Source organism: Embleya sp. NBC_00896 (assembly GCF_045207785.1).
GTDB lineage: Bacteria > Actinomycetota > Actinomycetes > Streptomycetales > Streptomycetaceae > Embleya.
In genome coordinates this window covers 713896-726255 of sequence record NZ_CP108777.1, presented here as the reverse complement: position 1 = coordinate 726255, position 12360 = coordinate 713896, and the positions used below count along the sequence as shown (strand labels likewise).

The following is a 12360-nucleotide window of genomic DNA, read 5'->3' as shown; positions in this document are numbered from 1 at the left end:
CTCGCCGAAACCCGACCGGCCCGAGACAGCCCCCGGCCCGTGCCGGAGTTTGGTGCGTGGGGACTTCACCGCCGGCGTCGGCTGCCCGACCCTGGACGGCCTGGGCGCGGTCGGCGGCGGCGCGCACGCCGACCACATGCACCGCCGTAGACAAGTGCGCACCGAGGCAGCGCCGTAGCCGCCTCGGTAGCGGCCGCCGGTCGGCTGCGCGCACGTGCGGGACGACGCTCAGCCCGGGTTGGGGTTCGAGGTGTCCGCGGAGCCGGCGGGTGTCATCGGTGCGGCGGTCGCGCGGTGGGTGTGTCGGTTCTTCACGTGGTGCGGATGGGACGGCATCGGTTGCCGCGCGTAGGTCGGGGTCTCCCCGGTCCAGGTGGTCTTGCGGTCGGTGGCCGGTCGGGTCTCCGGGGGAGTGGTCGCGTGTTCGAGGAAGCGCAGGAGTTCCACCGGGAAGGGCAGCACGACGGTCGAGTTCTTCTCGGCCGCGACCTCGACGATGGTCTGGAGCAGCCGCAGTTGCAGCGCGGCGGGGCTGGTCGCCATCACGTTCGCCGCGGACGCGAGCTTGCGTGACGCCTGGAACTCGCCGTCGGCCGTGATGATCCGCGACCGCCGCTCGCGCTCGGCCTCGGCCTGCCGCGACATCGAACGCTTCATGGACTCCGGCAACGCCACGTCCTTGATCTCCACGCGGTCGATCTCCACGCCCCAACCCACCGCGGGGGAGTCGATCATGATGGCCAGACCCTGATTGAGCGCCTCACGGTTGGACAGCAGGTCGTCCAGTTCGCTCTTGCCGATGATCGACCGCAGCGAGGTCTGGGCGACCTGTGCCACCGCGAAGTTGTAGTCCTGCACCACGACCGTCGCCTTGACCGGGTCGTGCACCCGGAAGTACACGACGGCGTCGACGCGCACGGTGACGTTGTCGCGGGTGATGCCGTCCTGGGCGGGAATCGGCATCGTCACGATCTGGGTGTTGACCTTCCGCAGGCGGTCCACGATCGGCACGATCCGGGTCAGGCCGGCCTCGCGGATCGGCTCCTGCACGCGGCCGAGGCGAAAAACCACGCCACGCTCGTACTGACGGATCACGCGCAGGCCGCTCGCGGCGAGCAGCGCGGCAAGGGCGGCGATACCGCCGAGGACGATGATGATGATCACGAGCGCCACGGTCATGGCCCACTCCGGTGCTGAAGCGACTGCCCCGAGCACGCGGGCGCCCCCGAGCGCCCTGGTGATTCCACTGTAACTCCGGCCGGCACGCCTTCGGCGAAGGTCTGCGACCGGCCACCCGCGGCGCCGGATCGGCGCAGGTCACGACCCGTTTGGGGGGCCGCCGGCCGCCTCCTGGGCGGGTGGTGGGCCGGTGGCCCCCGCGTCCCGTCGCCACAGTGCGCTCGGCCACCACATGCGATGTAGGAGATCGAGGATGAGGGCGGTGACGACGACCGAACGGACCACCAGGGTGTCGAGCAGGACACCCAGCGCCACCGCGAAGCCGATCTCGGCGAAGCCGACGATCGGCAGGGTGGCCAGGGCCGCGAAGGTGCCGGCGAGGACCAGACCCGCCGAGGTGATCACGCCGCCGGTCGCGGCGAGGCCGGTCAGGGCACCGGTCCGGGTGTCGCTGCGGATGGTCTCCTCGCGTACCCGGGTGGTCAGGAAGATGTTGTAGTCGATGCCCAGGGCGACCAGGAAGACGAACACGAGCAGCGGGAACGAGGTGTCCTCGGCTGGGAAGTCGAACACGTGGCGGAACACCAGCGCGCTGATGCCGAGTGCCGCGGTGAAGGACAGCACCACCGTGGCGATCAGGATCACCGGTGCGACCAGGGCCCGCAGGAGCAGTGCCAGCACGATCAGCACGACCACGAGGATGACTGGGATCAGCAGTTTCTGGTCTCGGACCGACGCGCGGTTGGTGTCGAGTTGGGCCGCCGTGCCGCCGCCCACGAGAGCGTCGGCCTCCGGCACCGCGTGGACCGCGGCGCGGGTGGCGTCGACCGTGTCCTGGGCGGCGGTGCTGTCGGCGGCGTCGGTCAGGGTCGCCTCCAGATACGACCGCCCGTCGATTTCCGCGGCTGCCCCCGGCGGCACGCCGATGCTGGCGGGCACCACTCCGGGCACGGCCGCCAACGACGTGCGGACCGCGTCCAGCGACGCAGTGTCGGCGATCACCTGGAGCGGTTGTCCGGTACCCGCCGGGAAGTAGCGGGCCTGGACCTCCTGGCCGACCACCGAGTCGGGCTTGTCGGTGAAGCTCTCGGCGGTGGTCAGGCCCTCGGCGTTCAGCGCGATCAGACCGAAGGAGAAGGCGGCCAGGATCGCGGCGGTGGTGATCCACACGGCACGAGGCCGGCGGGCGATGCGCTGCCCCATGCGGGCCCACAAGCCGTTCTCGGTCGGCTCGGGCGAGCCCAGATGCGGGATGGCGGGCCAGAAGATCCACCGTCCGGTGATGAGCAGCATCGCCGGGAAGAGCGTCAGCATCGCGAGCAGGGCCACCGCCACGCCGATCGCGGCGACCGGCCCGAGGCCGCTGGTGGAGTTCATCTCGGCGGCGAGCAGGCAGAGCATGCTGATGATCACGGTCGAGGCACTGGCGATCACCGCGGGTCCGGCTCGGTGCAGGGCGAGCGCCATCGCCTCGTGCCGGTCCTCGTGGCGGCGCAGTTCCTCCCGGTAGCGGGCGACGAGCAGGAGCGCGTAGTCGGTACCGGCACCGAACACCAGGACGGTCAGGATGCCCGCACTCTGCGCGTTGACCACCAGGGACGCGTGTCGAGCAAGCAGGTAGATCACCGCCTGGGCGGCGAAGAGAGCGCCGACCACGCAGATGACCGGGACCAGGAGCAGCGTCGGACTGCGGTAGGTGAACAGCAGGATCACCACGACCACGGCGAGGGCGGCGAACAGCAGGGTTCCGTCGATGCCCTCGAACGCGTCGCTGCTGTCGGCGGCGACCCCGCCGGGTCCGGTGATGTGTGATGCCAGGCCGGTGTCGGGGTTGCTGTCCAGGATCGCGCGGATCTCGTCCACGGCCTTGCTGATGGTGTTCCAGCCGTTGTCGCCGTAGGTGATCGGCACCATGATCAGGGCGGCGCGCGGGTCGACCGGCCGGTCGGGGATGGGGCCCTGTACCTGGGCGCCGACGATCCCGTGCGAGGTCAGCGCGCGCATTTGCGCGGCGTCGGCGGCGATCGTCTCGTTGTCGGCCGGGGTCAGACCCGACTCGCGCGCGAACACCACGACGGCCGTGACGTTTTGCGGCAGGAACTCCTCCGACTCGTCGACGACCTTGGTCGACTCGGCGTCGCCCGGCAACCAGGCGGAGGCGTCGTTCTTCTGCGCGTCCGCCAGCTTGCTCGCCGCGGGCGCCGCCGCGACCAGTACCACGATCCACAGCACGAGAATGATCCACTTGGCGCGCCGGCCGCAGACCAGTCGTGCGGCTCGCCCCGCTCCGCCCATCGCCGGACACCTCCACCGCTCGCAACGTGACGTGGTGCCCCCGAGGCATTCCCCTCAGGATGGCATCGGGGACCGGATCGCGCGTCCGCTGAGACGGGCCCGGGCGTCCGTTCGAGGATCGGGCCCGATCCGGCGGCCTTGAGGGAGGGTTGGCAAGGGCGGGGGCCGTCCCCGGCGTGGTGGACCGGGCGCCGGGCGGGTGGCCGATCGATCCCGGGTGCGCGACCGTGGGAGTCATGAGCGACAAGGCGCACGGCCGCTTCGACCTCGTGGTCGAGGCGTATCGCCCGGGTGAGTCGTACCGGCTGGTGATGCTCGTCGACGGCACCTACCGACAATTGCACAGCCGCCGCGAACTGGACGCCCTCGCGGCCCACCTCGGCCTCGACCTCACCGACCGCGACCAGGTGGCCTGGGAGGGCGGCGACGAATGGCCCGCGGCCGAGGATGGGTGACCCGGGCGTCCGCGCTGCTCCGGGCGGCGCGAGGTAAACGACCCGGGCCCGGTTCGAACCCGAGGTCGAGTCTCGGTGTCCGGGCGTCCGCCTCGGGCCCGTTCGCCACCATCGCCTGGTGACGTCCCGATGCCGTTCCGATGCCGTCCTGATGCCGTGCTGCAAACGATCCGGGACCTGCCCGACAGGTGCTGACCGAGACGTGCCGAAGGCACGCGTCGGCGGCGTGCGAGATCACCCGCCCGCTTGTCGTCGCGGACGAACGGGTGGCGTGGATGTTGTCGAGTACGACCGATACTTCGTCGCCGCTTCGGACCACGATGAGACTTCGCGGTGGGTCGCCGGGGCCCGGACGGGAGTGGGGTCGCCAGGGGTTGACCTGATCCCCGCCGGAATCCGTCTGCTCAAGCAGGGCCTGCCGCACCGGCTCTCGACCGCATTCCGACGCCGATCAGGGAGAAGACCATGCCCAGCACGCTGATCATCCGAGGCGGGACCGTCTACGACGGTACCGGCGCCCCCGGCATTCGGGCCGACGTGGCGGTCGACGGCGATCGGATCCTGGGCATCGGGTCGATTCCGGACAACGAGAACGCGCTGGTCCTGGACGCGACCGGATGCGCGGTCGCGCCCGGATTCGTGAACATCCTGAGTCACGCCTACATCTCGCTGCAACAGGACCCGCGCGGACTGTCCGACCTCTACCAGGGCGTCACCACCGAGATCTTCGGCGAGGGCTTCTCGATGGGGCCGGTTGCCGGCCGCGGGCTCGAGACCGTGTCCTTGGACGTGCAGCCGGACGGGACGCGACACGGTTTCCCGCGGCTCGGGCAATTCCTGGACCACCTGTCCGGCACCGGCGTCGGACAGAACGTCGCCAGCTTCGTCGGCTCGCACAACATGCGCATGCTCGGCGCCGGGTACGACAACCGGCCGCTGACCGCGGCCGAACTGGACGCGGCCCGCGCGCTGCTCGACGAGGAGCTCGCCGACGGAGCGCTCGGCCTGGGTTCGGCGCTCATCTATCCCCCGGAGAGCTACTCCTCGACCGAGGAACTGATCGCGCTCTCCCGTGTGGTGGCCCGGCACGACGCGCTGTACATCGCGCACATCCGCAGCGAGGGGGATCGTCTCCTCGAAGGCATCGAGGAGATCCTGCGGATCGGGCGGGAGGCGTCCGCCCGGGTGGAGGTCTACCACCTCAAGGCCGTCGGCCGGGGCAACCGGCCCAAGCTACAGGCGGCCATCGACCTCATCGACCAAGCCCGGGACACCGGGCTGCCGGCGACCGCGAACATCTATCCGTACGAGGCGGGTTCGACCTTCCTCGCGGCCGCCATCCCGCCGCCGTTCCACGTCGGCGGCAACGATCGCCTCGTCGAGCGGCTGCGCGACAAGGCCGCGCGCGAGGAGATCAAGGCGGCCATCCGCGCGCCACAGGACGAGTGGGAGAACCTGCTCGTCATCGCGGGCGGCCCGGACCAGGTCCTCCTCCTGGACAACGCCCTGCCGGGTTCGGCCACCGCCGGGCTCACCCTCTCCCGAGCAGCCGCCGACCACGGCACCGAGGACCCGCTCGACCTGCTCATGGACCTGGTCGCGGCCAAACCCGACCTCATGGCCGCGTACTTCATCAGCCACGAGGACAACGTCCGCAAGGCATTGCGTCGCCCGTGGGTGTCGATCGGCTCGGACTCCGAATCCGTCCCCGCCGAACCGCCGTTCACCGACATCCCGGTCCACCCGCGCTCGTACGGCACCTTCGCCCGCATCCTGGGCCGCTACGTCCGCGAGGAGGGCATCCTCACCCTCGAGGACGCCGTACGCCGCATGACCTCCCTGCCGGCCGGCACCCTCCGGCTGACCGATCGCGGCCGGCTGGCGCCCGGTGCGTACGCCGACATCGCCGTCTTCGACCCGGCCACCATCATCGACCACGCCACCTACGAGCAGCCGCACCAGTACGCGACCGGCATGCGCCACGTCGTCGTCAACGGCACCCCGGCCCTGCGCGACCATGTTCCCACCGGCGCGCTCGCCGGACGCGCCCTGCGCCGCGGCTGACGACGATCGGCTACGGGACGGCCGCCGGTACGGCAGGGGCGTCAGCCGGGAACGCGGACGAGAGGTAGGACCACCTCGTCGACGACCTGTTCGACGAACACGTCGTCCAGGCCGTCCCGGGCCGTGAGGTTCTGGTAGATGAGGACGGCGATGCCGACGCGGGCGATCAACGGAGTCGCGGCCCCCGGTCGGACCTCGCCGCGGGCTTCCCCGGCCTGGAGGACTTCGAGCATCATGCGTCGGGCCGGAACGGAAATGCGTTCGCGGATCAGCTCGTGGGCGTGGTCGCTCTCCTGCTTGGCCAGTTGGAGTGCGGTGTCGGCGGTCACCGCGCAGGCGCTGAACATGAAACGCAGGACCGAGAGCAGGTCGCTGCGCAGGTCGCCGACGATCTCGACGTCGTCGGCGGCGGGCAGCCGGTCCCGGAGGGCGTCGAGGAGAAGGGCCTGCTTGTCGGGCCAGCGGCGGTAGACCGGCGCAGCCCGCGCCGCGCCCCGGGCTCGTGCTGGCCGTCATCACCGGATGCATGCTGCTGATCGGCATCGACGTCACGGTGGTCAACCTCGCGCTGCCCCGGATGGGCGACGCGCTCGACATGTCGCGTACGTCCGCGTCGTGGGTGCTCAACGCGTACACGCTGACCTTCGGCGGCTTCCTGCTCCTCGCCGGACGGCTCGGCGACGTGTTCGGACGCAAACGCACGTTCGTCGCCGGCGCGGCGCTGTTCACGCTCGCCTCCCTGCTCGCCGGGTGTGCGCCCTGGGCGTGGTGGCTGATCGCGGCGCGCGTCCTGCAGGGCCTGGGCGGCGCGCTCGCCGGACCGAGCACGATGGCGCTGATCGTCAGTACGTTCGAGGGTCAGGCTCGCGCGCGGGCCATCTCCTGGTACTCCGCCGTCCTCGGTGGCGGCGCGTCCGTCGGGCTGGTGCTCGGTGGCGTCCTCACCGATCTCACCTCGTGGCGCTGGGTGTTCCTGGTCAACGTGCCCCTCGGCGCGCTGCTGATCGTGCTCGCGTCGCGGCTGATCACCGAGCCCGCGCGCGTCCAGGCGGACCGGCCGCAACGGTTCGACGTGGCGGGCGCGCTGACCGCGACGGCCGGTATGGGTTCGTTGGTGTACGCGTTCATCCGCGCGGCCTCGGACGGATGGCGTGACGCGTAGACCGTCGGCTCGCTGGCCGCCGCCGCCCTGCTGTCGGCCGCGTTCGTCCTCATCGAGAATCGCACCGCCGAACCTCTCACCCCGCTGCGCCTGGCCACGCGCGGCACCCTCGCCCGGGTGCTGCCCGCGGTTACGCTGGTGGCCGCCGCGATGTTCAGCGTGCTCTTCCTGTTGGCGCAGTACTTTCAGGAAGTGCGCGGCTTCAGCCCGGTCGAGGCGGGGCTCGCCTTCCTTCCCTTGATGGCCACGCAGTTCACCGTCGCGCGCCTGTCCCCGTCGCTGGTACGCCGGTTCGGCTCCGCGTGGCCCTCGGCGGTCGGCGTGGCGCTGGTGGCCGTGGGCTTGGCGTGGCTCGGTCGGCTCGGTCGACACGACGCGTACGCCGCCGGCGTGCTCGGGCCGCTCCTGCTGATCGGGGCCGGCATCGGTGTGTCGATGCCGACGATGAACACCTATGGCATGTCGGGCATCGACCCCCGAGAGTCCGGCGCCGCCTCCGGCCTCGTGCAGACCATGCAGTGGATCGGCGGCACGCTCGGACTCGCGGTCTGGGTCACGGTGTTCGGCGCCGCGACCCGCGACCCGTCGCCGGGTGAATCCCCCGAGCACCTGTTGACCCACGGCATCGCAACGGCGTTCGCTGCGGCGGCGGCATGCGCGGCGGTCGCGTTCGTCGCCTCCCTGGCAGTGTTCCGGCGGCGGCCCTGATGCTCGGCGCGGAGCGCATCACGGCACCGCGACGGGCAGATCCGCGAGGAGATCGGCTTCGCCCTGGGGCTGAGGCTCGGGGTCGCTCGTGGGTGCGGGCTCCTGCGGGGACTTCGGGTCCACCGGTGTCTCCATGGATGCCTCGGATTGCCGGGTCGGCTCCGGGCGTGGGGTCTCCTTCGGCTCGCTCATTCGGACGGGTCCACGGGATCGGTCTCGGCGAGCAGTCGGGCGAACGCGCCTTCGGGGTCCAATTCCTGCCGGATGCGTTCACTGTGCGCCTGGACGGGTCGCACGATCGCGTCCGTCCGCACGGTCACCTCCGAGCGGGCCTGCTCGTACGCCCGCATGAGCGTCGCGGCCAGTTCGGCGGGCGCCATGTCCCGATAGCGCGCGATCGGGAAGCGCAGCTCGACGATCGCGCCCCGGGCGTCCAGGGTGATCGCCACACCGCGGTCCCTCGTGGTCGTGGTGTGCCGCAGGGCTCGCAACTGGGCCTGGATTCGGGCCGCTTGGAGCCGCATCTCGGCCAACTCCGTCGCGGCCTCGCGCAACCGGTCGTCCACCGAAGTCAACAGCGTTCGCGCCGTGGGTCGAGGAGTCATGTTCTGGTTCACCCTTCTACTTCCGTCCGACGACCGGTGGTGGCGCGTCCGGGTCGGTACCCCAGACGTCCGAATCCGTCCATCCCGTCCCCGACCACGCCGTTGAGGTGCGCGGTGCGGGCGAGTCCCGGGGTCGTGCCATGCGCTCGAACCTACGTCCCGCCGGCGGGCCGGCGAATGGCCTTCACGGCGCTCTGACGCGCGAGCCGCCTTTGCCTACACGCCTCTGACGCCGGATGCGGTCGAGGCGGTCGTGGCCGGCCGTCGAGCGGCCGAACACCGGGTTGGCGTCAAGGGCGCGTACGGGTTGGGGGTCAACGCGTATGCGAGGCGTAGGGGCGCCCGTCGCCGGTCGTCGGCATACCTAGCGTCGAGGGCATGCGGGGGAACAGCGTTGCGAACAGCGGTGGTTCGGGTCCGAGATCGAGCATGTGGCGGTCGGTGGTCGGTCGGCGATCGAGGTCCGATGCGCCGGGCGGGACGGTGCGTCCGTCTCGGCGCGGGGCTCGCCTGTCCACGCCGCAGTCGCTTCGGCTGCTCGTGGCGGGCGTGGTCGTGCTGCTCGTCGCCTACGTCGGCGTGTTGCTCTCGGCGATCTCCGCCGCGGACGACGGGCTGCGCGTGGTGGGGCGTACGGCAGGGCCTCAGGTGGTGTCCGCGAACGCGTTGCACGGGGCGCTTGCCGGGATGGACGCCGAGTTGGCGAACACGGTGCTGGTGGGTGACGAGCCGGGGCTGGGCTTCAGCCGGGAGCAGGCACTGGCGAGCTTCGCGGCGAATCGCAAGGCACTCGGCCAAGCCATCGAGGAGACCGGAGCCGGCATCGACGGCGACGACGCGCGGCGCGCCCTCGCCGACCTCATCGAGCAGGTCGGCCGGTACGACAACCTGGCGGGCCAGGTGACCCTGTTGGATCACCAGTCGGACGGGCGCGCCCTCACCGACGTCTCGCCCGCGCTCGCGCTGCTGCGCCAGGCGAGCGACCTCATGCGGGGCACGCTGTTGCCCGAGGCCGATCGGCTGTCGGCGGGCAACGCCCAGGCCGTCGAGGTGACTTACACGGACACCTACGGCGACGCGCGGGGCCTGGGTCTGTGGTCCCTCCTGCCCGGGGTGGCGCTGGTGGTCGTCCTGGTGGGCGGGCAGATGTTCGTGGCCCGCCGGACCCGCAGGGTGTTCAACCCCTGGATGCTGACGGCGACGGCCGTTGTGGCGGTGCTGGTGTGCGCGGGGACCGGTACGACGCTGTCGGCGGCGGAGAACTTGCGCGTGGCGAAGAAGGACGCGTTCGACTCGGTCCTCGCGCTCACCCGCGCGACGGCGATCGCGAAGGACGCCAACGGCGACGAGAGCCGCTTCCTGGCCGACCGGGCGCGCGCGGCCGACGCGGAACGGGCCTTCGCGGCGAAGTCGCAGCAACTGGCCACCTTCGACGGCGTGGACCTCGATCGATACGCCGAGGCGCTGCGTGTGAGCGTCACCGGTCTTCCGGGCTTCGCGAAGGGCGCGGAGCCGCCCTTCGGTGGGCAGTTCGGCCGGGAGTTCCGCAACATCACCTTTGCCGGCGAGCGGGCCGCGGCCGAGGAGGCACTGCGCTGGTACGCCCGATACCAGCTCTACGACCGGCAGATGCGGGCGATGGTCGCGCGCGGTGACATCCGAGGCGCCATCGACTTCACCACCGGCTATGGAGAGAACGACTCCAACTGGTCGTTCCACCATTTCATCGAGGCGCTGGACGCGGTGACGCTGATCAACCGCACGCACATGGACTCCGCGACGGACGCGGGCCTCGACGGCCTGGCCGGCCGGGGCCCGGCAGCCGGGGTCCTGGCCCTGGTCGTGGCCGTGTTGGTGTGGGCGGGTGTCCGGCCCCGGTTGGCGGAGTACCGCACGGGCGAGCAGTCCACACGTCGGCTGTTCCGCCGAGACGGCCGATCCGCCGACTCCGGTCCTGCCGGTGGGGCGGGTGCGCCGAAAACCCCGCGTCACGGCGCGATCGTCGCGCGGCCTCCGCGACCCGCACTCCCTCCGCCCGGACCACCTGCGGCGGTCGGAAGCGGTGCGATTCCCGCGCCGCACTGACCCGGGCCGGGCAGGAACGCGGCGGGCTCAGCGCGTGGCTTGCTCGAAGGCCGTGCCGACCTGGTCGGCGAGGGTCACCGCGACCAGTCGGGCCTGGAGCGAGGCGATGGCGCCGGGTACGGATCATCCGGCGCGGATCCAGTTTGCGCAGCGCGTCGGGCAGCGCGCCGATCAGTTGTGCCGCATCGAACGCCCCGGCTGCCACCCGCCGATCGTCGTCCCCCGGCGCATCCGGGCGTACGGAGCGTACGGGCTCGGGTGCGTGGGTGGTGGTGGACATGGGTGGCAGCCTTTCGAGGGGGTTGGGAGGATTCTGACGGTGCCCTGATCCGCGCGGCTTCTCGATGGGCCGTGACCCGGCTGCCTACACGCCGCCGGTCGCGAGGGGTTTGGCGATGCGGGCGTACACCCGGTGGGTGTAGCCGAACACGAAGACCAGGCACGGGATGACCAGCGCGATCAGCCAGGCGCCCTCGGTGAACTTGGCGGCCGTGACCACGATGGCGGCCATCGCGGTGAGCAGCGCACCGAAGGCGTTGAGGGCGAGCTTGCCGCGCCAGCCGCCCGGTCGTAGCAGCCACCAGTGCTTGACCATGCCGACCTGGGAGAGCGTGAAGCCGACGAAGACGCCGATGGCGAACAACGGCACCAGGACGTTCATGTCGCCGCCGGAGGCGATCAGCAGGATCGCCGAGGTCACGCCGAGCAGCGCGACACTGGCCCGGTACACGTGGCGGCGGTTGTGGACGCCGAAGACGTGCGGGAGGAAGTCGTCCTTGGCGAGGAGGTCGGCCAGGACCGGCATCCCGCCGAAGGAGGTGTTCGCCGCGAGCGCGAGCAGGAGCACGGTCGCGAACTGGACGACGTAGAAGGCGACGCCGTGGCCGAGCGAGGCGTTGGTGACCTGGGCCAGGACGGTGACGCCGTCGGCCGGTTTCACCGAGTACTTCTGGATGAGCCCGGCGATGCCGATGAGCATGACGCCGAGCAGCACGCCCAGGGCGATCTCGGCGCGTTGGGCGCGGCGGGCGCGAGGAGCCTTGAAGGACGGGACGGCGTTGGCGATGGCCTCGACGCCGGTCAGCGCCGCACAGCCGTTCGCGAAGGCCTTGAGCAGCAGCAGGATGCCCACCGTGTGCAGCGCGCCGCTGTCGACGGGCGGCGCGAGCGGTGCGGCGGCGGGGCCGGTGCGCACGAGTCCGACCACCACGACGGTGAGGATGGCCAGTACGTACACGACAGTGGGGACGATGAACATCTTCGCGCTGTAGGCGATGCCGCCGAGGTTCACCGCGGTGATCAGCGCGAGGACGCCCAGGCACAGCCAGATCGTGTACGGGTGCAGCTCCGGCACGGCCGAGGTCAGTGCGGCCACGCCGGCCGCGACCGAGACCGCGACGTTGAGGACGTAGTCGACGACCAGGGAGGCGGCGGCGACCAGGGACGCACGGCGGCCGAGGTGCTTTTTGGAGACGCCATAGGCGCCGCCGCCCTCGGGGAACGCGGCTATCACGTGGCGGTAGGACATCGTCAGGACCAGCAGCAGGCCCGCGATGACCAGGGTGACGGGAAGCGTGAAGCCGAGCCCGGCGCCGCCCGCGAGGGCCAGGACCAGGACGATCGCCTCGGGGCCGTACGCGACCGACGCCATCGCGTCGAGCGAGAGTGCTGCCAGCCCCCCGACGACCGTGAGCCGATGCCGGTCGCCGTCCCCGGGCTCGGAGCCGACCTCGCGATTCTCGCGGGATCGGCGGGACATCAGGGACACGTTCACGGGTACCTCCGGCTGACTGGGTCGAACGAGTCC

General features: G+C 71.3%; 11 protein-coding genes and 1 pseudogene. 6 read left to right on the top strand and 6 right to left on the bottom strand.

Annotated features, from left to right (window positions below):
- The first annotated feature begins 52 nt into the window (after positions 1-52).
- The gene (locus OG928_RS36515) at positions 53-178 is read left to right on the top strand and encodes a hypothetical protein (protein ID WP_331768356.1); all 126 of its coding nucleotides are present in this window, start codon (positions 53-55) and stop codon (positions 176-178) included.
- A gap of 50 nt (positions 179-228) precedes the next feature.
- Here OG928_RS36515 and OG928_RS36510 read toward each other — a convergent pair whose 3' ends face one another.
- Together OG928_RS36510 and OG928_RS36505 are read right to left on the bottom strand one after the other, a co-directional pair.
- Positions 229-1179, bottom strand: coding sequence for a slipin family protein (locus tag OG928_RS36510; protein ID WP_331766288.1), 951 nt, complete (start codon positions 1177-1179; stop codon positions 229-231).
- Positions 1180-1317: 138 nt separating this feature from the next.
- Positions 1318-3474, bottom strand: a complete 2157-nt coding sequence (locus OG928_RS36505) for an MMPL family transporter (RefSeq protein WP_331766287.1) — start codon at positions 3472-3474, stop codon at positions 1318-1320.
- A gap of 236 nt (positions 3475-3710) precedes the next feature.
- On the opposite strand from OG928_RS36505, the gene OG928_RS36500 reads away from it, so the two are divergent.
- Positions 3711-3929, top strand: a complete 219-nt coding sequence (locus OG928_RS36500) for a hypothetical protein (protein ID WP_331766286.1) — start codon at positions 3711-3713, stop codon at positions 3927-3929.
- Between the two features lie 465 nt (positions 3930-4394).
- The gene (locus OG928_RS36495; protein WP_331766285.1) at positions 4395-5993 is read left to right on the top strand and encodes an amidohydrolase family protein; all 1599 of its coding nucleotides are present in this window, start codon (positions 4395-4397) and stop codon (positions 5991-5993) included.
- Between the two features lie 41 nt (positions 5994-6034).
- Here the strand turns inward: OG928_RS36495 and OG928_RS36490 are convergent, their stop codons facing one another.
- On the bottom strand, positions 6035-6373 hold the full coding sequence (locus OG928_RS36490; protein WP_331768241.1) for a TetR-like C-terminal domain-containing protein: 339 nt from the start codon (positions 6371-6373) through the stop codon (positions 6035-6037).
- Between the two features lie 146 nt (positions 6374-6519).
- Between OG928_RS36490 and OG928_RS36485 the strand changes: the two genes are divergently transcribed.
- Both OG928_RS36485 and OG928_RS36480 read left to right on the top strand, forming a co-directional pair.
- Positions 6520-7155, top strand: coding sequence for an MFS transporter (locus OG928_RS36485; protein ID WP_406291544.1), 636 nt, complete (start codon positions 6520-6522; stop codon positions 7153-7155).
- Positions 7156-7167: 12 nt separating this feature from the next.
- Positions 7168-7863, top strand: a complete 696-nt coding sequence (locus tag OG928_RS36480) for an MFS transporter (RefSeq protein WP_331768240.1) — start codon at positions 7168-7170, stop codon at positions 7861-7863.
- Positions 7864-7881: 18 nt separating this feature from the next.
- On the opposite strand, the gene OG928_RS36475 is transcribed toward OG928_RS36480, so the two are convergent.
- Both OG928_RS36475 and OG928_RS36470 read right to left on the bottom strand, forming a co-directional pair.
- A complete protein-coding gene (locus OG928_RS36475; protein WP_331766283.1) occupies positions 7882-8055 on the bottom strand; it encodes a hypothetical protein in 174 nt (57 codons plus the stop codon).
- On the bottom strand, positions 8052-8468 hold the full coding sequence (locus OG928_RS36470) for a YbaB/EbfC family nucleoid-associated protein (protein WP_331766282.1): 417 nt from the start codon (positions 8466-8468) through the stop codon (positions 8052-8054). The genes OG928_RS36475 and OG928_RS36470 overlap by 4 nt, the downstream gene beginning before the upstream one ends.
- Before the next feature lie 483 nt (positions 8469-8951).
- On the opposite strand from OG928_RS36470, the gene OG928_RS36465 reads away from it, so the two are divergent.
- Positions 8952-10553 (top strand): hypothetical protein, encoded by a 1602-nt coding sequence (locus tag OG928_RS36465; RefSeq protein WP_331766281.1) that lies wholly within the window; start codon positions 8952-8954, stop codon positions 10551-10553.
- Between the two features lie 367 nt (positions 10554-10920).
- On the opposite strand, the pseudogene OG928_RS36460 reads toward OG928_RS36465, so the two are convergent.
- A pseudogene (locus OG928_RS36460) lies at positions 10921-12312 on the bottom strand (APC family permease); the annotation flags it as partial.
- Between the last annotated feature and the right edge of the window lie 48 nt (positions 12313-12360).